The 26138-nt window shown below is 32.9% G+C and carries 24 protein-coding genes; 7 read left to right on the plus strand and 17 right to left on the minus strand.

All coding sequences use genetic code 11. The features are described 5' to 3' along the window. Nucleotides 1-13 precede the first annotated feature (13 nt). Both ACTYA4_RS01410 and ACTYA4_RS01415 read right to left on the minus strand, forming a co-directional pair. Nucleotides 14-772 carry a 3D domain-containing protein gene (locus ACTYA4_RS01410; protein ID WP_443479742.1) on the minus strand — a complete coding sequence of 253 codons (759 nt, stop codon included), beginning with the start codon at nt 770-772 and terminating at the stop codon, nt 14-16. A gap of 205 nt (nt 773-977) precedes the next feature. Continuing rightward, the gene (locus ACTYA4_RS01415; RefSeq protein ID WP_443479743.1) at nt 978-3107 is read right to left on the minus strand and encodes a PAS domain S-box protein; all 2130 of its coding nucleotides are present in this window, start codon (nt 3105-3107) and stop codon (nt 978-980) included. Between the two features lie 404 nt (nt 3108-3511). Between ACTYA4_RS01415 and ACTYA4_RS01420 the strand changes: the two genes are divergently transcribed. Further along, a complete protein-coding gene (locus ACTYA4_RS01420; RefSeq protein ID WP_443479744.1) occupies nt 3512-3661 on the plus strand; it encodes a hypothetical protein in 150 nt (49 codons plus the stop codon). A gap of 117 nt (nt 3662-3778) precedes the next feature. Here the strand turns inward: ACTYA4_RS01420 and ACTYA4_RS01425 are convergent, their stop codons facing one another. The 6 genes from ACTYA4_RS01425 to ACTYA4_RS01450 form a co-directional block, all read right to left on the minus strand. Further along, nucleotides 3779-3970, minus strand: a complete 192-nt coding sequence (locus tag ACTYA4_RS01425) for a cold-inducible protein YdjO-related protein (RefSeq protein WP_443479806.1) — start codon at nt 3968-3970, stop codon at nt 3779-3781. 369 nt (nt 3971-4339) lie between these two features. Further along, nucleotides 4340-6496, minus strand: coding sequence for a DNA helicase RecQ (recQ, locus tag ACTYA4_RS01430; protein WP_443479745.1), 2157 nt, complete (start codon nt 6494-6496; stop codon nt 4340-4342). Nucleotides 6497-6639: 143 nt separating this feature from the next. Further along, on the minus strand, nt 6640-6801 hold the full coding sequence (locus tag ACTYA4_RS01435; protein WP_443479746.1) for a YjcZ family sporulation protein: 162 nt from the start codon (nt 6799-6801) through the stop codon (nt 6640-6642). 28 nt (nt 6802-6829) lie between these two features. Further along, the gene (locus tag ACTYA4_RS01440) at nt 6830-6946 is read right to left on the minus strand and encodes a YjcZ family sporulation protein (RefSeq protein ID WP_443479747.1); all 117 of its coding nucleotides are present in this window, start codon (nt 6944-6946) and stop codon (nt 6830-6832) included. Nucleotides 6947-7326: 380 nt separating this feature from the next. Then, entirely contained in the window at nt 7327-7617 is a 291-nt protein-coding gene (locus tag ACTYA4_RS01445) for a hypothetical protein (protein WP_443479748.1), read from the minus strand. Between the two features lie 246 nt (nt 7618-7863). Continuing rightward, complete coding sequence (locus ACTYA4_RS01450; RefSeq protein WP_443479749.1) at nt 7864-9054, minus strand: MFS transporter; 1191 nt, start codon at nt 9052-9054, stop codon at nt 7864-7866. 265 nt (nt 9055-9319) lie between these two features. Between ACTYA4_RS01450 and ACTYA4_RS01455 the strand changes: the two genes are divergently transcribed. Continuing rightward, entirely contained in the window at nt 9320-10051 is a 732-nt protein-coding gene (locus tag ACTYA4_RS01455) for a ZIP family metal transporter (protein WP_443479750.1), read from the plus strand. 119 nt (nt 10052-10170) lie between these two features. Here the strand turns inward: ACTYA4_RS01455 and ACTYA4_RS01460 are convergent, their stop codons facing one another. Together ACTYA4_RS01460 and ACTYA4_RS01465 are read right to left on the minus strand one after the other, a co-directional pair. Further along, complete coding sequence (locus ACTYA4_RS01460; protein WP_443479751.1) at nt 10171-10995, minus strand: formate/nitrite transporter family protein; 825 nt, start codon at nt 10993-10995, stop codon at nt 10171-10173. Nucleotides 10996-11268: 273 nt separating this feature from the next. After that, nucleotides 11269-11406 carry a hypothetical protein gene (locus ACTYA4_RS01465; protein WP_443479752.1) on the minus strand — a complete coding sequence of 46 codons (138 nt, stop codon included), beginning with the start codon at nt 11404-11406 and terminating at the stop codon, nt 11269-11271. Between the two features lie 524 nt (nt 11407-11930). On the opposite strand from ACTYA4_RS01465, the gene ACTYA4_RS01470 reads away from it, so the two are divergent. Continuing rightward, nucleotides 11931-13550 carry an ABC-F family ATP-binding cassette domain-containing protein gene (locus tag ACTYA4_RS01470; RefSeq protein ID WP_443479753.1) on the plus strand — a complete coding sequence of 540 codons (1620 nt, stop codon included), beginning with the start codon at nt 11931-11933 and terminating at the stop codon, nt 13548-13550. 109 nt (nt 13551-13659) lie between these two features. Here ACTYA4_RS01470 and mprF read toward each other — a convergent pair whose 3' ends face one another. Beyond that, nucleotides 13660-16188 carry a bifunctional lysylphosphatidylglycerol flippase/synthetase MprF gene (gene mprF, locus ACTYA4_RS01475; protein ID WP_443479754.1) on the minus strand — a complete coding sequence of 843 codons (2529 nt, stop codon included), beginning with the start codon at nt 16186-16188 and terminating at the stop codon, nt 13660-13662. Between the two features lie 666 nt (nt 16189-16854). Between mprF and pflB the strand changes: the two genes are divergently transcribed. Continuing rightward, nucleotides 16855-19095: a formate C-acetyltransferase gene (gene pflB, locus ACTYA4_RS01480; RefSeq protein ID WP_443479755.1), complete on the plus strand. Its 2241-nt coding sequence runs from the start codon at nt 16855-16857 to the stop codon at nt 19093-19095. Nucleotides 19096-19526: 431 nt separating this feature from the next. Beyond that, a complete protein-coding gene (gene pflA, locus ACTYA4_RS01485) occupies nt 19527-20270 on the plus strand; it encodes a pyruvate formate-lyase-activating protein (RefSeq protein WP_443479756.1) in 744 nt (247 codons plus the stop codon). Between the two features lie 171 nt (nt 20271-20441). Here the strand turns inward: pflA and nadE are convergent, their stop codons facing one another. Together nadE and ACTYA4_RS01495 are read right to left on the minus strand one after the other, a co-directional pair. Beyond that, nucleotides 20442-21263, minus strand: coding sequence for an NAD(+) synthase (gene nadE, locus ACTYA4_RS01490; RefSeq protein WP_443479757.1), 822 nt, complete (start codon nt 21261-21263; stop codon nt 20442-20444). 2 nt (nt 21264-21265) lie between these two features. Then, on the minus strand, nt 21266-22741 hold the full coding sequence (locus tag ACTYA4_RS01495) for a nicotinate phosphoribosyltransferase (RefSeq protein ID WP_443479758.1): 1476 nt from the start codon (nt 22739-22741) through the stop codon (nt 21266-21268). A gap of 643 nt (nt 22742-23384) precedes the next feature. On the opposite strand from ACTYA4_RS01495, the gene ACTYA4_RS01500 reads away from it, so the two are divergent. Together ACTYA4_RS01500 and yidC are read left to right on the plus strand one after the other, a co-directional pair. Continuing rightward, a complete protein-coding gene (locus ACTYA4_RS01500; protein WP_443479759.1) occupies nt 23385-23684 on the plus strand; it encodes a hypothetical protein in 300 nt (99 codons plus the stop codon). A 27-nt stretch (nt 23685-23711) separates the two neighbouring features. Further along, complete coding sequence (gene yidC / locus ACTYA4_RS01505) at nt 23712-24500, plus strand: membrane protein insertase YidC (RefSeq protein WP_445505413.1); 789 nt, start codon at nt 23712-23714, stop codon at nt 24498-24500. An 88-nt stretch (nt 24501-24588) separates the two neighbouring features. Here the strand turns inward: yidC and ACTYA4_RS01510 are convergent, their stop codons facing one another. From ACTYA4_RS01510 to ACTYA4_RS01525, 4 genes are all read right to left on the minus strand, one after another. After that, entirely contained in the window at nt 24589-24951 is a 363-nt protein-coding gene (locus tag ACTYA4_RS01510; RefSeq protein WP_443479761.1) for a fluoride efflux transporter FluC, read from the minus strand. After that, nucleotides 24948-25364 (minus strand): fluoride efflux transporter CrcB, encoded by a 417-nt coding sequence (crcB, locus tag ACTYA4_RS01515; RefSeq protein WP_443479762.1) that lies wholly within the window; start codon nt 25362-25364, stop codon nt 24948-24950. Before crcB ends, ACTYA4_RS01510 begins: the two co-directional genes overlap by 4 nt. A 75-nt stretch (nt 25365-25439) precedes the next feature. Further along, complete coding sequence (locus ACTYA4_RS01520) at nt 25440-25643, minus strand: DUF6501 family protein (RefSeq protein ID WP_443479763.1); 204 nt, start codon at nt 25641-25643, stop codon at nt 25440-25442. 138 nt (nt 25644-25781) lie between these two features. Continuing rightward, complete coding sequence (locus ACTYA4_RS01525; RefSeq protein WP_443479807.1) at nt 25782-26096, minus strand: gamma-glutamylcyclotransferase family protein; 315 nt, start codon at nt 26094-26096, stop codon at nt 25782-25784. Between the last annotated feature and the right edge of the window lie 42 nt (nt 26097-26138).

Genomic DNA, 26138 nt, shown 5'->3' on the forward strand with positions numbered 1-26138 from the left:
TTTTGGGTGTTTTTTAGTCTAATATTTTAACTTTTACTTTTTTTCTTCCCCAATCTAATGCATCTTTATTGGAAGAAACAAATACATCAATTTTATTTCCTTTAATTGCACCGCCAGTGTCCCCTGCAATTGCTGTTCCATACCCTTCCACATACACTTTTGTGCCTAATGGTATGACAGATGGATCTACGGAAATGACTTTTTCATTTGGTCTTTCTTTTAAATTTATTCCTGTTTTCGTTATGCCTGAACAGCCTTCACAGCTAGCTGTATAAGCAGTTGCAGTTACCGTTAATTCTTTGCCACTAGATTGTTCAGCATCAACTGTTGATTTCAAGTCTTTACTTTTATCATTTAGATTGTTGTTTTTCATTACTTTAACAGATTTTGAAGCTATATTTGCTTTCTTTTTATTACGCTTCCCTTTTTTAATAATTAAATCATTTCCTGGGAAGATACGTTCTGATTGTAATTGATTCCATTCAATTAATTGATCGACCGTAATATTATTTTTTTTCGCAATAGTCCATAAGCTATCGCCATTCACTACTTTATATGTTTTTTCCTTAGATACCACTAATGAATCTTTAGGTTTAATAATTTCCGTTTCTAGTTCGTTCCAGTTTTTTATGTCATTTACGGAAACACCATATTGTTGAGATATTTTCCAAAGTGTATCTCCATCATTTACGGTGATTTTCTCTGCATGTGCTTCAGTAGAAACAGTTGCTGTAATCGTTGCACAGGCGATAAATGATAAGATTTTTTTCATATTATGATTATTCCTCCTTGGTTAGCTTTACAAAGCTAACGGGACTAATCATAACACGAAATACACGTACAAAAAGAACAAGGAGATATTAAATCTGTTACTAATGTAACAATATTTTAACAGTTCAAAGACTAATCATCTGAAAAATACAAATATTATATTCTATTCTCCTATAAAAATATGATTTATACCTCTTTATACCTATTTAAGAAGCAGGAGGAAAGGTTAAATGGAAAGATGTTCCTTTATTTTTTTCACTATCAATAAAAACTTTTCCATTTAAGTTTTCGATTATTTTAAAGCTAACCATTAAGCCTAACCCGTTACCATCTTTTTTCGTTGTAAAAAAAGGCTCTCCTAATTTCTCTAATTGCTCTTTCTCCATACCAATACCAGTGTCTTTTATTATAATCTCAATTTCTTCTTTTACCTTCACTTTAACAAATATGTCTCCACCATTCGGCATCGCTTCTATCGCATTTTTGAAAAAATTTAAAAACACTTGCTTTAATTTATTTTCATCACATTCAATTACGACTTCTTCATTGTCATATTCAAAATGGATTTTACTCTTACTTTTTCTTAAATGGTAATCAAGTATGGATATAACATTTTTTATGATTGGAATTAATTCTTTTTTTTCCAGTACCGAAACAGTTGGTTTTGATAACAACATAAATTCTTCTACAATAGAATTTACTCGTTCAATTTCATCCAGAATAATAGTGAAAAATTCTTGCCGATTTTTGTCTAATTCATCCATACTTAGAAACTCTGTATATCCTTTAATGGATGTTAAAGGATTGCGAATTTCATGTGCAACACCTGCTGCCAGCTGCCCTACCGCTGCAAGTTTATCTTTGCGATGGAGAATTTCCTCTGTTCTTTTCTTGTCCGTTATATCGTTTCGAATTGCTAAGTATTGATAAATTTTATTGTTTTTATCTTGAAATGGAATGATGGTTGTATCCACCCAATAGTAGCTTCCATCTTTTGCTTTATTGCGAATTTCTCCCTTCCATACCCCGCCACTCGCTATTGTTGTCCATAATTGTTGAAAGAATTCCTTCGAATGAAAACCTGAGTTCACAATACGATGATCATTTCCAATCAACTCTTCTCGTAAATATCCAGAAATTTTACAAAACTTATCATTTACACTCGTTATTTTCCCGCGTCTATCAGTAAATGCAATAATGCTAGATTGATCAAGAGCAAAGTTAATATCACTTACTTCTTTAATACTTTCTTCTAATTGAATTTGCACCTTTTTTTGTTCCGTTATATCTCGTCTTATCGAAACATATTGATACGGAATACCTTTTTTATTTACAAATGGAACGATTACTGTATCTACCCAATAAAATGTTCCATCTTTTGCCTTATTACGAATCCCTCCTTTCCAAATATCCCCTTTTGATATCGTTTTCCACATATCTCTAAAAAATTCAGGAGGGTGATAACTTGAATTTACGATTCGATGATTTTGGCCAATTAATTCGGAACGCTTAAATTTAGAAATTTCTACGAATTTATCATTTACATATGTAATCATTCCATTATTATCCGTAAATACTACAATTGATGACTCATCAAGGGCATATTTCATATCACGAACATTTATATCACTTACAGCTAACTTTTCTGTTATGAGCGTACTTGTACCAATTAGCCCACCTAAAATTAAAATAGTAATAAATAACACAACATAGACAATAAAGCTGTTGTAATAGTCTGGAGATAATTCATTCCATTTAATAGGTGTTGTTTTATTCAGCAACATATATTGACTAGTCAGCGTCACCAAAGTAATTACAAAACAACAAAATGGTCTAATAAAAGAAGAAGGGATTATCGACTTTTTCGTTCGATAAAAAGAAAACCAGATCGAAAAAGAAAAACCTGCAAACAATAACCCAAAGCTAATAAATAATGAAAATAGATGATACTGAATTGTACTGCCTATTGAATATAATCCAATTACAAATACAGACAACATCGAAAAACTAAAAAATAATGCTCCAATATAAATTCGATGTTTATTATGTTCTTTATCTAATAATGAATAAAAGGCCATTCCACTAAAACAAATACCGACAAGCATCGATAATATGGTAATAGGAATTTCATAACTAGCTGTTGCATAAATATTATTTGCCATCATGCTGACAAAACTAAGAATCCAAAAACCAAAACCCATAGAAAAAGTGCTCGCTAAAAATAAGAATCGACTATTTTTTTCTGAATTTCTAACTAAATAAAATAAATCGAAGGAAGTAAACACTGCAACATACAATAAAAGTATGCTAACAATAATAAGAATGGTGCTGTACAATATTCATCCTCCTATACATAAAAATAAGTTTACTTAACATTTTACCCCCCCCAATCATTCTCGCCTAGTTAAAGCGTAATTATAGAAATGTTTCTTTATTATTCAAAATTAGCAACCTTTTCGTTTTTTAAGTTTTCAAAAATATGTTTCAACTATGATTGTAATGGAAATACAAATTATAGGAAAGTTTTTTTTACAAGCGATGGAAATAAAACATTATACTGGATCAATTGATTTGCTGTATATTTTTCCATTTTATTAAATTACTATTCTGCTGATGAGAATATTTTTTTACTGTAGCAAATTTCTATCATCAACTGCTGAATCCCCTCCAAAATTTTCTATATTTTTCTATCATATTTTTTGTTAATAAGCGAAAACTTTAATTAGGAGTGTGATAAGTAATGAAGAAAAAACAACAAATTCTGAATGCAGAAAGTAAATCGCTGAACGCTCGTTTTCGAGGAGATTCACTTGATACATTGGCAAATATAGAAGAAACGAATACAGCGTTAGCAAAAAAAGAAATAGAACAGCAACGAGATAATTTATAATACTTTAAAACGAAGTGTATCAAGAAGATTGTGAAATTAAAAATGAACCTGTGAAAACTGCCAATAAGGAATATCTTATCGATTCTATGGCGTTTGCAGGTTCAATTCTTTTTTCCCTCAATTATTTATTTGCGGTAATTCTCTCATTTCAACAGAAGTTTCATTTCCGCATAACGGACATTTTAAATCTTCTGTCGCAAAATCCTTTCTCATCCATCCATTACAGGAATTACATGCATATACCTCTAAATTTATTAACACTTCTTCTGGTTTTTCTTCTAACCCTTTTCTATTGAAAAATATTGGAATCGCCCCCTTTTTAAGTTAGTATGACCAATATTAAATAAATTAGTAATATTTTTTGGCTGTTTTCATATAGATTGTTGTTTTTAAACCCGAAGCCTAAATACACTTCGCTTTCCGTGGGCGAGCGTCGAGCCTCCTCGTCGCATACGCTCCTGTGGGGTCTCGTCTTTCTCGCATTCCCACAGGAGTCTACGTGTATGCAGGCTGCTAAGAAATACTTTTTCTCCCATTTTCCATGTAAAAAACAACAAACTTTGAGAACAGCCTATTTTTTAAAAAGGGATGCGCTTTATTAATACATGCATGCTAATAATTGTGCAACTATTAGCATGCTCGGCTCTTTATATTTTCGGTTTATTAAAATCATTTTTGTTATTTACTTTGACTGAGTTTTTCCAATTCCAGTTTGGCTAAAACGATTTTGATCATAAAATAGCTAATATGCTCTGGCACCAACTCTTTTATTGGCTTTAATTTATCTGCACCAACTTGACTTATTGCAGATAATACTTGTGATTCATCTGAAGCTGTAATAAACTTGCTCCAATCTACATTTTTCCCTTCTTTTCCTGAGCGAAGAAGATGATTCTCGATCGTTATATTGCTTAATTCTCGTTGATCTGCAATTTCGTTTATGGTTAACCCAGATTGAAATAACTCATAGCTGATAAAATGAGAATTTTCTACCGCTTCTTTTTTCTTTCTTTTCGTGGAATGAACAGTTGTTTGCACGATTGATTTATCTACTTTTTCTTCAGGATAACTACTTCTGAAACGAGCAATTGCTTCAATTATTATTTCTCCGTACTTTTTCAGCTTTAACTCTCCAACCCCTTTTATGTTAGAAAACTCATTCATAGTAGCTGGTTCATTTGCTGCAATGAGGCGTAAGGTTTCATCAGAAAAAATGATAAACGGGGCAACGTTTTCTTCTTCGGCGATCTTCTTTCTAATGGATCGCAAATGTTGAAATAGGACATTATCTTCAGCCAATTTATTAGCAACTACTTGCTCTTTTCGTAATACCGTTTTTTTTCCTAACAATACTTCTTTTCCTTTAATAGTAACCTTTAGTATCGGCAGAGTGCCTGTTGTCACCTCGATATAAGAGTCAGAAATTAAAAACTCGATAAAATCACTTACATCCTTGGCAGACTGCTCCTTCATTAGTCCATATGTCTTTATGTTATGCAGAGAAAAATCGATCAGTTTTTTATTCCGGGAACCAGTTAAAACTTGTGCAACCATTGTTTTGCCGAATCTTTCACCCATTCGTATGATACAAGACAGCACTTTTTGCGCATCTGTTGTTACATCTACAACCAACCTGTCATCATTACAATTGCTGCATCTTTCACATTTCTGCCCAGATAATTCCCCAAAATACTTAAGAATATATTCTTGTAAACATTCTTCTGTATGGCAATAATTGATCATTGCCTGCAGCTTATCAAGATCCTGTTTTTGCTTATTCGGGTCATTAGTCGTTTGATCAATCAAAAACCGTTGAATCCTTATATCTTGTGCAGAATATAATACGATACATTCACTTGGCAACCCATCTCTGCCAGCACGGCCAGCTTCTTGATAGTAGCTTTCCATATTTTTTGGGAGCTGATAATGAATACAGTAACGAATATTTGATTTGTCAATTCCCATTCCAAAAGCTGTTGTTGCGACCATAATTAAACAATCGTCGTTTATAAATCGCTGTTGTTCTCTTGCTCGATCAGCATCCAGCATACCCCCATGGTATTTTGCCACCTGCAGATTTTTCTTTTTTAAGCGTTCATACAACTTTTCGACATCCTGTCTGGTCGCTGCATATATAATGCCTGACTCCTCTTTATTTTTAGAAATAAATGAATCAATATAGGTTAATCTGTTCTCTCCTTTCACAACAGAAAAGGAAAGATTTTTCCTTTCAAATCCAGTAATAACAGTATGCTGTTCATTTATTTGCAATTGTGTACAAATATCTTTTTGAACCTGTGGCGTTGCCGTTGCAGTAAGTGCTGCTATTATTGGTTTTTTATGTAGTTTATTGATCATCTTTCCTAGTCGAGAATAGCTAGGTCGAAAATCGTGTCCCCACTGAGATATACAATGAGCTTCATCCACTGCGATTAATGGAATTTCGACTTCGTTTAAGATATCGATAAAAAAATCTGCCTCTAACCGTTCTGGTGCCACATATAAAAGCTTGTATTTCCCTGCTTTAATTGCATTTACTCTTTCTTCTACCTCCACCATTTGTAAAGTGCTGTTTATAAACGTAGCAGGAATACCAACTGCTGTTAATGTATCCACTTGATCCTTCATTAAGGAAATGAGTGGGGAAATAACAATGGTAACGCCATTAAAAATCATCGCTGGAACTTGATAACAAATCGATTTACCCCCACCTGTCGGCATGATGCATGCAACATTTTCTCCATTTAACAAGTAGTCAATTACCTGTGCTTGTCCATTTCTAAATTGCTCATAACCAAAATACTCTTTTAATATGGTTAACGCTTTATTAAACATATTTTCACTAAAACCCTCCCAAATCAATAGAATGGTGTTCTCTTATATATTTTATCATGAAATTCCAAACCAAAATCTAAAAAATAAAAGAGATCTTATAAGCCGGTGCTGCCGGCTTATAAGAAAGTCCCCTATTTATTATCTTATAACCAAGCTGCACCAACGATGATTAATAAAATAAATAATACTACAATTAATACAAAGCCACTTCCATAACCACAACCTGTTGCAACTGGTGCTACTGGGGCTGCATAACCACATCCATATGAACTTCCACAACCGTAACCGCCATAACCGTATGCCATTTATTTAACACTCCTTATTTGTTTTATATTAATAACAACAACCGATATAGCTTGAACCTACAATGATTAATAAAATGAATAGCACTACTAGTAGAGCAAACCCTCCACCAAAACTTTCTCTATATTCTTCTGGATGACCACTCATTTAATCCACCTCCCTCATACACATAAGCATCATATGTATGGAAAGCTTGTCAGGAATGGGCACTTTATTATTTTATAAAAAATTATTTTACTTTTCTAAGTATAAAAGTTTTCAACTTAGACGAGTGTCTAGCTCCAGCACCTAGCTCCTGTGAAGGATAACCTCTTGTCTCTAAAAGTAAATGACACTTTTTGAGCCAAGAAAACATTTTTCTTCTGGGCTGAACAAGGCGATTCCGCTTTTCTTATAATTTCGTTATGTATAAGCAATATTAACTCAAGGGATAAAGCATTTCTTTTTGATTTCTAAACAATAAAATCGAACAATCTTTTTTGTTATGAAAACAGAAAGAAATGCCTGTGGTATTAATTAACTGATTATTAAAAAAACGGAATAAATGCTAAAGCTGCAATTAGCCCAAGGGAAATGCCAATAGCTGCCCCTGCAAAGCCCCAACCAAATCCCCAGCCAGGACCTGGACCGTAACCTCTATAATAACCGAAGCCAAAGCCACCGTAATTTCTGCGACTTCCTCCTAATGGTCGAATAAACACTTTATTACGTGTTACCCTATCAATAATGCCAGTGTGTACTTTGCCATCATGTGTTCTAATACGAACGCATTTTCCAATTCCATTTGAACACTGATGATAATATTGATTACCAGACATATTTTACACCTCCAACGTTTGCTCTTTACTATACTATGTACAAGTGTAAGGAATGGATGGACAACCGTCATAAGATAATAGCGGATTTTAGTTACAAATCGTCAATCAAAATAAAAATCACCGACCTAGACAGTTCCAGGTCAATGACAAGTCATTCTCGTTTATTTGTTTTCATCATTTTAAAGATTGGAGAAAGTCCCTTCTAAGTGTAGTATTATTAGAAAACGGTTTCTCATTATCCACTATCTATATTGATTCTACTATCTCTTTATTGTTGATATATTTTTCTGCTTTCTCTATTTTTAGTAATAAAATAGTTAATACAACTCCTACGGAAGTTACTACACAAAAAAATAAATACACATAAAAGATATTAAACTGATCAAAAATAATACCACCAACAAACGTATTAAACCAAGTTCCAAGACCATTTCCGATGGCAGAATAAAATGTAATAGCGGTTGCCATCATATGTGAGGGTGCAATTTTTTTGACATATTGCAATCCCACTGGAATAAATAGCCCTACTCCAAATCCTTGTAAAAACGCAGTAGCATATATAATCATCAAATTTGGTTCAGTGAAATATAAAATCCACCTAACCAATGAAAGGATTCCTGATAATAAAGCAATTTCCAATAATCCAAATTTATTAATCCATTTACCAGCTATCTTCATGAAAGGAACTTCTGATAACACAGCAATTAAAAAGGCTATTCCGATACCTGTAAACGTTCCTCCACTGTTCTCTACAAATAAACCAAAAAAAGTATTATTAGCCAAGTTAGGACTAAAAATCATAAATGTAACGACTAAAAACATCATATATTTTTTTTGGACAACCAACTGTTTTATTCCTTTAAAAGGATTATTATTCGTTGCTGGTTTAGCCTTTGGCATTTTATTTGTAGAAAAGGAACAAATAAGAAAAGAAATAAAAAAAGAAATAAAAATAATACTAGGCTTTATTTCAGACAATTTTCCCATTATAAATACAGCAATACCAAATCCTAATGCCCCAAACATTCTAATATGGCCATAATCTAATTTATAATCACTAGTGAATTTAATCGTAATGCTGTCGGATAACGGAACAATCGCACTTTGAAAAATAGCAAGAATAATTGCTATGAAAAAAATCCAAAGAAATGTATCAAAAAACAGAAATCCTAAACTGAATATTCCTGTAAAAAATGTACATAATCTAAGAATAGTTGATGGATTGTTTCTTTTATCTGAAATCATTCCCCAAATGGGTTGAAAAAAGATAGTGACTACCGGTCCTATTGACATAACTATTCCAATTTCAAAGCCGGACAATCCAATGGAATTATTTAAATACACGCCTAAAAAAGGAAGTAAACTCCCAGTGCCAAAAAACGAAAAAAAATAAAAAGCCTGTAATATATAACTATTTCTAATAATTTGGTTTTTCATTATCTCGTACTCCTTTGCTTGTCCATTATACCTTAAGAATACAAGTCAATAAATGGGGGAATAGTAAATAATCCATCTAATTCTACCTTTTAATGTCTGTACAAAAAGGTAATAATTTAGAAAATAAAGTGCGATGTTACATAGCTCCCTGCAACGTTGAAGATCTTATTTAGATACATGAGCAAACCAACGACCTTCTCTCTTGATTGTCCTTACGCTCGGACACACACTTTTCACTAAATGCTTACGACAAGGAGAAATAAAAATGTTAGAAGCAGCGATTTGGGGTGCATTAGCAAGTATGTCCTTGTTAATTGGTTCTATTATTGGTATTTTTTTCACCATTCCAAAAAAAATTATTGCTTATTTAATGGCGTTAGGAACAGGTGTTTTAATCGGTGCCTCTTCTTTTGACTTATTAATAGAATCTTTACATATAAGTGGACTTTGTTTTACCATCTCATCTTTTCTTAGTGGATCTTTTCTATTTACTATTATTGAACTATTTTTATACAAAAAAGGTGGAGCAAATCGAAAACGTTCCAATAAAAAAACAGACAATCATTCTGGCATAGCTATCTTTGCAGGAACATTAATGGATGCGATTCCAGAATCATTAATCATTGGCTTAAGTATTCTTACAAACAATAAAGTTGATGCTTTATTTATCCTTGCTATATTTATTAGTAATTTTCCAGAAGCGTTATCTTCTACAGTAGGATTAAAAATGGGAGGCTTTACGAATAACAAAATAGTCAGTTTATGGGCAAGCGTCGTGTTTATTTCAAGTATCAGCAGTTTAATTGGGTTTATTTTCCTTAAAAATTTTTCCGAGGTTGCAATAGCAAATATTGAGGCGTTTGGTGCTGGTGGCTTGGTTGCAATGGTATGTTCTACTATGCTTCCAGAAGCATTTGAAAAAGGTGGGCCTATTATTGGATTTATTACTTGTTTCGGATTAATGATCTCCTTAACACTTACTTATATTTCCTTTTAATCAGTTCCCCATGCCATTTTAGAAGATGTTCAAAAAAGCACCAAATCATAAGCCTTCGTTTGCTTGCTTCCAAATTGCTACCTTTTTAAACACGTGCTTTTAGGAACATGGGGAATAACTTATTTTGCTATTCTTTTTTGGTTTTCAATTAATGGTTTATTTTCCGGTTTTGTTTTTTTATCCGAAAAAATATAAATATTAAGTGCACCCACAAAAAATGCTCCACCGACAATATTTCCTAAAGAAACAGGAATCAAATTATGTAACGCACTGGAGATCGTTATCGTATCAGGATGTGGAACAATTAAAGCGATGGAAAATAAGGACATATTCGCAATGCTATGTTCATAGCCTGAAATCATAAACCCAAACACAATTAATATGGTTGCTAAAATTTTACCAACATCACCTTTAATATTCATTGGTAGCCATATCGCTAAACAAACGAGCCAGTTACAAAGAATCCCTTTAACAAATAATTCAGTAGTGGTCGCACTCATTTTTATGTTTGCCACTTCCATCAACCATGTTGATTTTTCAGCTAAATGAAAAAGACCCGAATAATGAATAAGAACAGCAAAAAATAACGCTCCAACTAAATTCCCAAAATAGGTTGACACCCAATTATAAAGTGTATCTTTCCAAGTAGTAGCGCCCTTTAATGTACTCATCGTAAATGCCATTGTGTTGCCTGTAAATAGTTCGCCTCCACAATAACTGATTAATACTAAGGCAATACCAAAAAACAAACTTGTCATCATATAGGTTGCAGGTGAATGAACAGCAGAAAATGGCTGCGCAAGCTTATAACATATCATAATGGCAAAACCTATATATATACCTGCTAATATTGACTTGGTGAAATAACGCAAAAAAGAATCCTCGATTGTAGCTTTCTTTTTTAACGCATAATTAACCGCTTTATCTACTGGTTGAATGTCCATTATACTTCCACCCTTTCTTTGATAGTTGTATTATACTTTACAACAACAAACAAAAGATTGTGTAAAATTGAACAATCATTGACATTTTTAAAGCAATATAAGTCCGAAAACAAAAATTTTTTTCTGATTGTTTGGAAGACTTCCTTCATTTCAACCCCCTTATTAATTTACAATAATTAACAAAAAAGGTCTGGACGATAAACTAAAGCTTAAAAAGAAATCTTCCATTTTACTATTTTTTCATTATGTAGGGAAACCTTGCTTGTCTTCTAATCAATGAGATGTAGAAGAAGTCAGTTTATTACTTTGTTGCAACGGGACAATAAATTGGGATCTTGGTTTTGTAAAACTTATTTTTATTCCTGATTTTTTCATTTTATTTACTAAATCAACAAGCTGTTTTTTTGCCATAATATCTACTCCTTTACGACTGTTTTTTCTATCATACCGGGTAATTATGAAAAAATAATGAACGAATTATAAATTTTTATGTATTATTATTGTGACTAACTGAATTTTCATATGGAAGTAAATAAACTTGGCTGTTTTCTCAAAGTTTGTTGTTTTTTACATAAAACATTTAGAAAAGTGTTTCTTAGCAGCCTGTATACACGTAGACTCCTGTGGGAATGCGAGAAAGACGAGACCCCACAGGAGCGTATGCGACGAGGAGGCTCGACGCTCGCTAAACGGACGAAGTGTATGCAGGTTGAGCGTTTAAAAGCAACAATTTATACGAAAACAACCATAATTTTTAACGCTTACAACAATATATTCTATTATCACCCTGTTTTTCCTTTAATTTTTTTTTATTTTCTAATCTTTTTCTTTCTTTTTATATTGTTTACGATTAATTCATGAAAAGGATTCGCTCATCCTTATGAAAAATGATATAATTTTATAGATATTATTGTATGTTGGAGGAAATAAATTAAATGATAACAGTTAGCAATGTAAGTCTTCGATATGGTGACAGAAAATTATTTGAAGATGTTAATATTAAATTTACGCCAGGAAATTGTTATGGCTTAATCGGTGCAAACGGTGCCGGAAAGTCCACTTTTTTAAAAATTTTATCAAACGAGATTGAAGCACAAACTGGGAATGTCTCTCTTGGCCCCGGCGAACGATTAGCTATCTTAAAACAAAACCACTTTGAATACGAAGAATTCGAAGTATTAAAAGTAGTAATAATGGGACATGCTCGCCTTTATGAAGTAATGCAAGAAAAAGATGCTATTTATATGAAAGCAGACTTTACTGATGAAGATGGCATGAAAGCAGCTGAGCTTGAAGGGGAATTTGCAGAATTAAATGGTTGGGAAGCTGAATCAGAAGCAGCCATCCTTTTAAAAGGGCTTGGAATTGGTGAAGAGCTTCATACTAAAACAATGTCTGAACTATCAGGTTCTGAAAAAGTAAAGGTTTTGCTTGCGCAAGCATTATTCGGGCAGCCTGATGTTCTTTTATTAGATGAGCCTACCAACCATCTTGACCTTAATGCAATTCAATGGTTGGAAGAATTCCTTATCAATTTTGAAAATACCGTTATTGTTGTCTCACATGACAGACACTTTTTAAATAAAGTTTGTACGCATATTGCCGATTTAGACTATGGAAAAATCCAAATATATGTTGGGAATTATGATTTCTGGTATGAATCAAGTCAATTAGCATCTAAAATGGCTAGTGATGCCAATAAGAAAAAAGAAGAAAAAATTAAGGAATTACAAAACTTTATTGCTCGATTTAGTGCAAATGCATCTAAATCAAAACAAGCAACTTCTAGAAAGAAATTATTAGATAAAATTTCTTTAGATGATATTAAACCATCATCAAGAAAATATCCTTATGTAGCTTTCACGCCTGAAAGAGAAATCGGAAATGATTTATTGCGTGTTGAAAACTTATCTAAAACAATCGATGGCGTAAAAATTCTCGACAATATTAGTTTTATTATGAATAAAGAGAATAAAATTTCCTTAGTCGGAAAAAACGAGCTGGCAAAGTCAACCTTATTTAAAATCTTAATGGGTGAAATCGAACCAGACAGCGGAAGCTTTAAATGGGGGATTACAACTTCTCAAAGCTATTTTCCAGCAGATAACTCTAATTATTTTAGTGAAGACGATCAAACGCTTGTTGATTGGCTGCGTCAATATTCACCGAACGATCAAACAGAAAGCTTTTTACGTGGTTTCTTAGGAAGAATGCTATTCAGCGGCGAAGAAGTATTAAAAAAACCAAGTGTACTTTCTGGAGGAGAAAAAGTTCGCTGTATGCTTAGTAAAATGATGTTAAGCGGTGCAAATGTGTTGCTGTTAGATGAACCAACAAACCATTTAGACCTTGAATCGATCACTTCTTTAAATAATGGATTAATTAATTTTAAAGGTTCTTTAATTTTTGCATCCCATGACCATCAGTTTATTTCTACCATTGCCAATAGAATCCTAGAAATTACTCCAAATGGCTTAGTGGATAAACAAATGAATTATGACGAATATTTAGAAGATACAGAGTTACAAAAGCAAATTGCGCAAATGTATAAATAAGAAAAGTGGAAGCGCCTGTCAGACTTCAGAAAATTTATATTTCATAAAAAAAGTAGTGCATTTCGTAATTGAAATAGCACTACTTTTTTTATCAACTGGTAACTATACTTTATGAACGTTTTTTTGCAACTAGCATTGTTACTTGTGCTGAAGTAAATGGCAAAGATGACTTTTTCCGATAAGCTAAATATTTCGGTTCCCAGATATTACAATATTTATTCTTGAAATTTCTTAATCCTCGGAAATGGTAAAATGCATGACCATGATGAAAGATTTGATCTGCAATTTTCTCACTTAAAAATGAAAACCTCGATACACCAAGATTTGAAAGTGGCGCCATGCCAAGATTACAATAATGCACGTTCTGTTCTTGTAAATAAATAAACGTATGTAAAAATAAAAAATCCATTACACCAGTTGGTGCATCAGGCAAACTTCTCATTAAATCAACCGAATTCATTTCTTTATGATAGGTTGGGTTTAAGCTTAAAAAAGCAATGATATTTTTATTACTGTCGGTGACATAAACAATGCTGACAGTATTTATATAGTTCTTATCATAAAAACCTAATGAAAAGCCTTTTTCAACTCTCCCTTGCAACCATTCATCGCTCACATGCTTTAATTGATTAATTAAACTGTTATCGTGTGGAGGTGAGGAAACAAAAACTTGATACCCTTCTCTTTCAAATTTATTTTTTAATGCCCTTTGGTTTTTCATTTTTTTACCAGATAAAGAAAATTCACTAATATCAACATGACCTTCTTCACCCAGCTTAAAAAAGTCATAGCCGTTTCCATGTAGAAATGGAAGCATCGATTTGCTAGTTTGATAAAATACAGGTGTATAGCCATATGTATCAGCTTTTTCATAAAGTTCTTCAATTGCTTTTAAAAAGTAAGCTTCATCCCCAATAGGGTCTCCTAACACAATTAATTTATCTGCATATGTTTGATAAGAAAATAAAACATTTTTAGAACTGTTCCAAAATATATACTTATCATGTAAAAAAATTAAATGAGACAATGTTGTACCCTTGTATGTATTCAAATGCTCAATAATCTCTTTTTCATCTAGTTTAGAGTGGATTTTTATCCAATTTTTTGGCTTTTTTATTAAATAGCCCAACAAAATAATAACAAAAGCTAGGAATAGACCAATAGCAGCACTAATAAATAAACTCTCCGCATTTAATAAAACATATGGAGCAATAATAGAGGGTACTTTAAGTTGAGTTGATGGCAAACTTAAATACCCTAACCAAAGATATCCAAATGTAAAAAGTGCAATCACAAAAAAATCAAAAGTGATTTTCCCCCATGTAAGGACAAAGCTTTCTCGATAAAATCTTCCTTTCGAAAGTACGAGTAAAATAATAACACCGATGATAACTAAAGCCTCTTCATAATCCAACCCTTTTAAAAATGTACTAATAGCGGCTATTACAAGAACAAGCAACGTTAAATGATACGTTCTTTTTTCTCTATATTCAATCCCTCTTGCAAGCCCTAATAGAACAAACCCAGTACCTACAGAAACATTGTGGGTAATATTCATTACTTTAATACTTAATAGTTCTTGTGAAATTTGCAGTCTTGTTAAAATACCCGGCATGGCGGCTGAAACTAGCAGAATAATTCCAGATACAAACACAAGTATAGTTAAAAAGAAATGACTAATATTTTCAACGATTGTTTTTGGAATATTACTCCAATAGCTATTCCACTTTTTCCATAAATCGCCTAGAAATAAAAGAAGTCCAGTTAAAAACGGTACAAAATAATAACCGATACGATATAAAAGAAGCACTACTATTAATTTTTCAGTAGGAACCCCTAAATAATCAAATCCCCATAAAAACACTAAATCAAAACTCCCGATTCCACCTGGAATCATACTAACTATACCTGCACTTACTGCAACAAGGAAAATTTTTATAAAATCCCACGTCGAAACGGGTAGATGCATCATGCATGCTAATGAATATAAATAAAGAAAAACAAAAAGCCACTCTGTCAGAGATGCAGCAATTAATTGAATAACAAGACGCGGTGATTTCATTAAAGTATGTAATTTCGTTTTTTTAATAAAAAAACCAGCTAGAATAACCGGAAAAATTAAACCAACTATTAAAACAGAAACAAATAAAAAATGATGATTTTTGATTAAAGGCATGTTCCAGCTATCAAAAAAAACAAGCCATGCAAAGATACTGATTCCCGACAAATAAAACAATGTGACAAATGCAATTCCTTTTAAAAGAATTCTTTTGTCACTTTCATATTTTTTATAAAAAAAGGTTCTTAATGCAACACCAATTAAACCTCCAAAACCGAGTAAATTAGAAAATGAGTTGCTAATTAAAGAATACTTTCCTAATTGCTTTAAAGGGATCTTGGCTTTCAGCTGCTTTTTTAACACAATGTCGTATAAGAACATTGGGCTAATCGCAATAAATCCTCCTATCACAATATATAGAATAGAAAATGAATTTAGTTTTTTTAAATATTTCATTAATAAGTTTCTATCAATAGATAAAAACATATCACGAAGTTCTAAAGAAACTAGTAATAATAAAGTAAACGGAAATAGTATTTTTACAATTAAAAATAATCGGTCTTTATTTAAGAACGACATCGTTTTCACCTCTCAAATTGCATATAACATATGTAGCATATAAAAGAACAGACCCCCTTATCATAACGTAAAATGCTTGTATCGCAAACTAAAAAGGGAAAATTTATAAAAACTTCTTATTAAGAAAAGCAAAAGCGCCTTGCTTATCCCTTAAGAAAAATGTTCATTTGACACGAGAAATTGCTTTTAAATGGTTATTTCAAAAGCGGTATTCTCTGGCCGAAAAGAACACCACATCCTTCTGGCTTCAACATCCAACTTCAAAAATTTTATGCTAACTTATTTTTGAAACAACCTTTTTTTCTGTAGAGATTATGATGACTTTTCCTTCTTATTATTGGTCATCCAATAATAATCTAAGCATATATATAGAAAAAATTTACAATCAAGCAAAGTAAAACGCTTTCAACTATTGTATAACAGTATGTTATTTATCAATGGAATTTATATAACAGTTTTAATAACAAATAATTCTTCCTTTTAAATATTTTTTCTCCAAGAATCTAAAAAACACTGATATAACAAGAGTTCACATTTCAGACACAGAAACTTCGCAAGATGTACACATTTTTGTGAATAATATCACATTAAATCTGTTATAGTTATTTTAGCAAGAAATTAACACTCTGTTATATAGTTTTTCATAAAATGTTGAGGTGAATTAAAATGGAAAAAGTGGAAGCGAACTACTGGGATGGTTTTAAAAGTGGAACATGGCAAAAAGAAGTAAATGTTCGTGATTTTATCTTAAAAAACTTTAAACCCTATTATGGAGATTCAACTTTTTTATCAGGTCCAACTTTAGAAACTACTGAACTATGGGAACAAGTCTTAGCGCTTTCAAAAGAAGAACGCGAAAAAGGCGGCGTTTACGATCTAGATACTAATATAGTTTCAACGATTGTATCACATGGCCCAGGTTATTTAGATAAAGCAAAAGAAAAAATCGTTGGTGTTCAAACAGACGTTCCATTCAAACGTTCATTCCAGCCAAATGGCGGAATTAGAATGGCAGTGCAAGCATGTGAATCATATGGATATAAAGCAAGTGAAGAATTAGAACAATTCTTCACTGAGCATCGTAAAACACATAACGCAGGCGTTTTTGATGCTTATACAGATGAAATGAGACTTGCAAGAAAAGCAGCCATAATAACTGGCCTTCCAGATGCTTATGGTCGTGGACGTATCATCGGTGACTACCGCCGAGTTGCACTTTATGGTGTAGACTTCTTAATTCAAGAAAAACAAAAAGATAAAAAAGCAACTAGTTCTGTCATGTCAGAAGATACTATGCGTTTAAGAGAAGAACTTTCAGAACAACTTCGTGCATTAAACGAATTAAAACAATTAGGTGCAAGCTATGGATTTGATCTATCTCGCCCTGCAGCCAATACAATCGAAGCATTCCAATGGTTATATCTTGGTTACCTAGCTGCCATTAAAGAACAAAACGGTGCAGCAATGAGCCTTGGACGCGTATCTACTTTCTTAGATATATATGTAGAAAGAGATCTTGAAAACGGCACATTAACGGAAAAAGAAGCTCAAGAAATTGTCGACCATTTTATTATGAAACTTCGTTTAGTAAAATTTGCTCGTACACCTGAATATAATGATTTATTTAGCGGTGACCCAACATGGGTAACGGAATCTATTGGAGGTATTGCGAATGATGGCAGACCTTTAGTTACGAAAAATTCATTCCGGTTCCTTCATACTTTAGATAACTTAGGACCTGCTCCTGAACCAAACTTAACTGTTTTATGGTCTACGCAGCTTCCAGAAAACTTTAAAAAATTCTGTGCGCAAATGTCCATTCAAACTAGTTCTATTCAATACGAAAATGATGATATCATGAAACCACAATGGGGCGATGATTATGGTATTGCATGTTGTGTTTCTGCAATGGAAATTGGAAAACAAATGCAATTCTTCGGTGCTCGTGCGAATTTAGCAAAATGTCTATTATATGCAATTAATGGTGGTAAAGATGAAAAACTAAAAATACAAGTAGGTCCTACCTTCTCCCCTATTACTTCTGAATATCTTGAGTATGATGAAGTTATGGAAAAATTCGACAATATGATGGAATGGTTAGCAGGACTTTATATCAATACATTAAATGTAATTCATTACATGCATGATAAATATAGCTATGAAAGAATTGAAATGGCATTACATGACACAGAAATCCTTCGTACAATGGCAACAGGTATTGCAGGTCTTAGTGTTGTAGCTGACTCTTTAAGTGCGATCAAACATGCAAAAGTAAAAGTAATTAGGGATGAAAACGGCATCGCTGTTGATTTCGAAACAGAAGGAGACTTCCCTAAATACGGAAATAACGATGATAGAGTAGACAGCCTTGCTGTCGGTTTAGTGGAAAGCTTTATGAAAAAATTACGTAAACATGCAACATACCGTAATTCTCTTCATACAATGTCCATTTTAACTATTACATCCAATGTAGTTTACGGTAAAAAAACAGGAAATACTCCAGACGGCCGTCGTGCTGGCGAACCATTCGCACCAGGGGCAAATCCAATGCACGGCCGTGATACAAAAGGTACTCTCGCTTCCCTTTCTTCGGTTGCAAAACTACCTTATGATTATTCATTAGATGGTATATCTAACACATTCTCTATCGTACCAAAAGCACTCGGTAAAGAAGAAAATGCTCGTTCATCTAATCTAGTATCTATTTTAGATGGTTATGCTACAAAAGCAGGACATCATTTAAACGTAAACGTATTTAATAGAGAAACACTTTTAGATGCAATGGAACATCCAGAATTATATCCACAATTAACTATTCGCGTTTCTGGATATGCAGTTAACTTCATAAAATTAACACGAGAGCAACAAACCGATGTTATCAACCGCACATTCCATGAATCTATGTAATTAGTTTTATCTAAGGGGGATGGGAGCTTCCCTTCCCTCTCTTTAAATAGTAGTCTTGTAATACCCGCTGGTTGTTTTTTATTAAAGGAGCTATCAACAGCTGTTATTAAACCATAACAAATCGTAACCTTTGGTTTATTATGGAGGGTTGATTGCTCTCAAGCTTAAGTGAGTGTAGTCTCTCGAAAGAAAGATAGCACGATGAACTACGTTGAAGGGGTTCGGTAAAAACACACCTGACGGAATGTATCCGATGAGATGTTCTTTCAGTCTCCTGATCTGTGAGTGTTGAGGAAGAAAGCTAGCCTAGGTTATGGAAGCGAAACACCAAAAACACATGTCCGCCCTTTGACTTTAGCAAGAAGGAAAATACCCTTTTGGAGTTTGGTCAGAGATGACTTCTTATTGCTTAGTAATGGAGGAAAACTATCATGATTGGCAATATTCACTCAATCGAAACTTTTGGCACGGTAGACGGCCCAGGTATACGCTATGTTATTTTTACTCAGGGCTGTTTACTGCGTTGCCAATTTTGTCATAATGCGGACACATGGGAAATTGGAACAGGAAAGCAAATGTCCGTGAAAGATATTATGGATGATTTACAAACATACCTCCCTTTTATTGAAGCATCCGGTGGAGGTATTACAGTTAGTGGCGGAGAACCATTGCTTCAAATGCCATTTTTAATTGAATTATTTAAAGAGTGCAAAAAAATAGGCATTCATACAACTATTGATTCTTCCGGCGGCTGCTATTCAACTGCACCACTTTTTCAAGAACAGCTGCACGAACTATTACAATATACCGATTTAATTTTATTGGATTTAAAACATATTAACCGAAAAAAACATATATCTTTAACAGGAATGGGCAATGAACATATCTTGTCTTTCGCAACATTTCTGTCAGATAAAAAAATTCCTGTTTGGATTAGACATGTTCTTGTTCCAACCATTAATGACAATGAAGAAGATTTAAGTGGTCTTGGTGATTTTATCGCTACACTATCCAATGTTGAAAAAATTGATATCCTTCCCTACCATAAGCTTGGCGTATATAAATGGGAAGCATTAGGTCTGGAATATCCATTAAAAGACATTGAACCACCAAACGAAGACTCCGTTGACTTTGCTTATAATATCCTTACTAAGTCTTCTGCACATCAGCAATAAAAAAACATGAGGCATATACTCATGTTTTTATTGCTGATGAATATCATATGAAGAATTTTTTAAAATTGCAGCCAAAATTCAAGTGTTATGATGCAAGAAATGCTAAAAGAAATGAAAGAACAACTTTAATAGTGAAAAGAAAGGGTGTCATTTTCTCGACACCCTTTCTTTTTATTTCCACCAAGTATCAAACATGGAGACAGGTACTTGACGCTTATGTTCTGTAATTAAATAACGTGTTTCAATCTTTTCTGCAACATCTGATGGAACTTTTTTTCCTTCTAAATAGTCATCTAATTGATCATATGTAATTCCTAATTCTGTTTCATCCGCTTGTCCAGGATTACCATCTAATAAATCCGCAGTTGGTACCTTTAAGTAAATGCTTTCTTCTGCATTTAATTCCTTTAATAACTGTTTGCCTTGACGTTTACTTAAACCCGTTAATGGGAGTATATCCGCTCCGCCATCACCATATTTAGTAAAGAATCCCGTTACCGCTTCTGCAGCATGGTCAGTTCCTACTACAAGCAAATTTTCTTGACCGCCAATCGCATATTGTGCAATCATTCTCATTCTTGCTTTTACATTACCTTTATGATAATCTCTCAGCTGCTCACCTGTTGTCATATCATCATACACTACTTTTAACTGATCGACTGGATTTTTAACATTAAAAACATACTCTTTATCAGCTTGAATAAAGGAAAGAGCTCGTTTCGCATCCTCTTCATCTGCTTGTATGCCATAGGGCAGGCGCACCGCAATAAAAGTTGCGTCATATCCTTCTTCACGTAATTGTTCAGCTGCTAGTTGTGCTAATCTACCTGCTAGAGATGAATCTTGTCCTCCGCTTATTCCAAGTACAAATCCTTTTGCTTTCGCTTTTTTTACATATTCTTTTAAAAAAGTTACACGTTTTTTTATTTCCCCTTTTGGATCTATTTCTGGCTGAACATGTAATGCTTTAATAATTTGTTGTTGCAAACTCATGTTTAATCTCCTCCCTTTATTGTTTCATTTTTTATCGTTTTTTTCACTTTATCCAAATGCTGCATTTTATTTTCCCAACATAATGTACTTAAATCAACTGGATATTCTTCCGGATTTAAAGAACGTTTATACTCATCCCATAAAACATCCAAATTTTCACCAGCATATTTTTGAATGGCAAAGATATCAGGCGTTTGATAAATTAATTGACCATCTTTAAATATTTCCTTATGAATATCTTTTGCTACATAATTCGTTACAAATTTACTAATATACGTATGGGTCGGATGAAACATTTTTAATCGTTCTTCTTTTTCTGGATGTTCTGATTCTAAACAAATATAATCCCCTTCTGACTTTTGGTTCATACTATTAATAATCCGATACACTTTCTTTAACCCTGGCGTTGTCACTTTTTCCGGATTCCCACTTATTTTAATCGTATCCTGCATGTTGCCTTGTTCATCTTCAATGGATACTAGTTTATACACCCCACCTAATGCTGGTTGATCAAATGCAGTAATTAATTTTGTGCCAATGCCCCATACATCAATTCTAGCACCTTGCGCCTTTAAATTCATAATGGTGTATTCATCTAAATCATTACTAGCGATAATTTTTGTATCATGGAATCCTGCTTCATCCAACATTTTTCGTGCTTTCTTTGATAAATAAGCAAGATCGCCGCTATCCAGCCTGATACCAATAAAGTTGATGCTATCTCCAAGCTCTTTTGCTACTTTAATTGCGTTCGGCACGCCGGACTTTAGAGTATCGTATGTATCAACTAAAAAGACACAGTCCTTATGCCTTCTTGCATACTTATGAAATGCTGTGTACTCATCCCGATAAGCTTGAATCATGGAATGAGCATGAGTTCCAGATATCGGAATTCCAAATAATTTGCCTGCTCTTACATTAGAAGTGGATCCAAAACCTCCGATAAATGCAGCTCTCGTTCCCCATAGTGCTGCATCGAGTTCATGTGCTCTTCTACTGCCAAATTCCATTACTGTGCCATCACCAACTACATTTTTTATCCTAGAAGCTTTAGTAGCGATCAATGTTTGATAGTTCACAATGTTAAGTAATGCCGTTTCAATAATTTGAGCTTGTGCAAGTGGTGCTTCCACTCTTATTAACGGTTCGTTTGCAAAAACAATTTCTCCCTCCGCAACCGAACGTAAATTTCCTGTAAATCGAAAATCTTTTAAACATTCTAGAAAATCATCTTTAAATCCTTCTTTTTTTAAATAGTGAATATCACTTTCTGTAAACTGAAGATTTTGTAAATATTGAATAATTCTTTCTAATCCAGCAAACACAGCATACCCATTATTAAATGGCAGCTTTCTAAAATAAGCTTCAAAAACGGCATTTTTCTCCGCAATTCCATCTTCCCAATATGTCTCTGCCATATTAATTTGATAAAGGTCCGTGTGTAACATTAAACTATCATCTTCATATTTATAACTCATTTTGTCCTCCCAATACTGCAATTACACCTTTATTATATAGTTGTTTCTAATACTTCCTATCCTTTATTCGATTAATCCCTGCCATCTTCTTGTATTTTCTAAAAAAATAACTTCAACTCAATCTCGAAGCAATCACCCTTAGTATGTATAGAAATGATAAACACAAAAATAACGTGGATAACAATATCCATTTTTTTGCTTTGTTACGAAGTATGCAAGATTTGTCGATAACCTGATGAAAATTATTATATCGAACTTCCTTTTAGTTTGCCATTCTTTTCATGTTTCTATTTTCCTATTATCTTTACGTAACATGTAATTTTGGAAATAATATTTTGTTCCCTCTCATCTAATAATTTCAATCAAATTACCAACAGGTGTACCACTATCATACACCCTATTACAAAATATGAAAGGTAGAATTTAATCCATATAAAAATTTATCCTTCGTTCATAATGTCTTCTTCTTGTTTTTATTCGATTGTTTTAATCCTTTCATATATTTAAAAGTCCTCTAAGATAAAAAACATAAAAATCGTCACAATATTGCCTTATTTAAACTATAAATTCCATATCATCTTCTTTGCTTTCCTCTCATTTTTCCGGTATAATTTTATTGCTGAATACTAATAGAGGTGTATAAATGTTAGAATTCTTATTGGATATAACAACCATTCCAAGCTATCAAACCATTTACTTTACGATACTAGTTGGTTTAATGGTCAAATATTTTTGGGATTGGAATTTACAAACTACAGTTAATGAAAATGTCATTGCTTCCGAAAGCAGTATTAACTTTCAGGCTAGCATTGCAACCATAAATATAAATGTACAGAAATATAACTCCCCAATTTTACATTGGATTTGTAAAAATATAAGAAAACGAACAAAAAGTTCAGCAGATGATCCAGAAAAGCCTAATTCCTCCTATCTAACTATCTAAATTTTTCACAAAAATGGAGGAATTATTTTGAAAAAGTCATCTAAACAATTATTAGTTATTTTTTTTATTACCATTACTACGCTTTTATTGTCCGCTTGTTCTTCTACACAAGCTGGAAAAAGCGATGGTTTTTTTCACCATCTTGTAGTAGAACCTTTTGCTTCCTTAATACACAGTACTGCTATGTTATTTAATGGAAGCTTTGGATTGGCGATTATTTTAATTACGTTAATCATTCGTTTATTATTAATGCCACTTATGTTAAAACAATATAAAAAACAACAAGTAATGAAAGAAAAAATGGCAAAATTGAAACCAGAAATGGATTTGCTGCAAAAGAAGTTAAAAACAGCAAAAGATCCAAAAGAACAGCAAAACCTACAGCGGGAAACAATGGAACTTTATAGAAAACATGGGGTAAATCCGTTAAATATCGGTTGTTTGCCCATGTTAATTCAAATGCCAATATTAATGGGATTTTATTATGCAATAAGAGGTTCTGCAGAAATTGCTTCCCATTCCTTCCTATGGTTTAATTTGGGGCATTCTGACCTTGTTTTAACTGCTATTGCAGGAATCGTTTATTATTTACAATTTAAAGTTTCTCAAAATACGCTTCCTGAAGAACAGCAAAAGCAAATGAAACTATTTGGGTTAATGTCTCCCATTATGATTGTGATGGTATCTTTTCATGCACCAGCAGCCCTGCCTTTGTATTGGACAGTCGGAGGTACCTTTTTAATTTTGCAATCTATGTTAGGGAAAAAATTATATCCGCCAACTACCGTAACCAATACGATTAGTACAGAAAAATAATAATGGAAATAAAAAACTGTTAATCTTTTGATTAACAGTTTTTTACTCGTTTAATAACATGTTGTCTGTAGTTATTATTGCATTTTTTTCAAACTACTTTGACTGTACAAACACCTAAAAAGGCAAAGAAAATTCCACCTATAAAAGAAATTCCTGTATATAATAGAAAGTCTTTTCTTTTTTTAGAACGGAAAAGTTGAATGGCTTCCATAGATAATGTTGAAAAAGTTGTATAAGCTCCTAAAAAACCAACGCCAAACAAAAAATAGAAAGTTTCAGCTGCATGTATACTAACTAACACTCCTAAAAAAAACGAACCGCTCAAATTTACGATGATAGTCGGAATTGGAATTGAATACGTCCATCTTTTTTTCAAAAAATTAATCAGTGCAAATCGACTAATACTTCCTAAAAACCCTCCCGCAGCGATACAAGCAATCCATTTAATCATGTTTTAATCTTTCCTTTCAAAAAACTCATTTCACCTAGAATCATACCACCATATGCTGCAGACAAACCAAGAATCATGCTAGTTGCTATGTAAATACAAGCTTCCGCATAATGCTGATGTTCCAATAGCTTGATTGTATCAACACTAAAAGTAGATAATGTAGTAAAGGAGCCAATGATACCTGTCCCAATAGCGGTACTAATATCTTTTCGAATTGTTTGTCTTTCTGTGACAAAAACCGTAAAAACAGCAAGTAAAAAAGAGCCGAAAATATTAATGATACTGGTATTTAACGGATAGCTGTTAGCAAGTGGAATGAGACTGATAAAATATCTTGCTAAGCTTCCAATTATTCCTCCTATTCCAACATAAACATACACCAACAAATACTCATCTCCATTCGTTTTATCCATTCCATCAACAGCGATTAGATCTTTTTATGAATCAAAATGAAGGAAGAAAACAGTTGTTTTCTTCCTTCATTTTGGTTAAATATCTTGAAAGTAATCTTTGTAGAAGCCGCCAACTTTACCTGAATTATCAATGATAAAATAAAATTCTTCTGTTTCATTTTTTACTTCATAATTTTGACCCGCAGTTAAAACTCTATTAACAATATATTTATTTGCATCCGTATGTACACATTTAACCGTTTTCACCGTTTCTTTTTTTTCCCAATTTTGATGTATCATTTTTTTCTTGCCCCTTTCTTATATACTACCTTAGTATATAAGGAAAGGAATGGGCGATGCAACAAACTTCTCGAAATTCTTACCTTGTTTTTAAAATATGAACGATGTTTCAGTTCTGGCCGATTTCATTTCTTAAATCTAAAACTTTTTGCTACTTTCAACTAATTTCCAATCTCCATGTTCTATTTCTTCTACTAGCATTTGTTTCCGATTACAAATATAAATATATGCATGCCATTTTGCATTTTCACCGTATACCTCGATTAACATTCTTTCGTATATGTTATCTATTGCTCCCGGTATAAACTCTTCAAAATCATCTAGTTCCTTGATTTTTTCTACCGGCACTTCATATATTTCACCAACTACTTTTTTTTCTTGATCTAATGTAAGAAAAGGATAGCCTGCTCCTGCATCATACAGCTTTCCATAAACCCAAACTTCTTTTGCGATACAACGATATTACTGCACCATAAAATGATTTTGTTCCCCTTG

This window comes from Niallia yueguangensis (assembly GCF_052663115.1).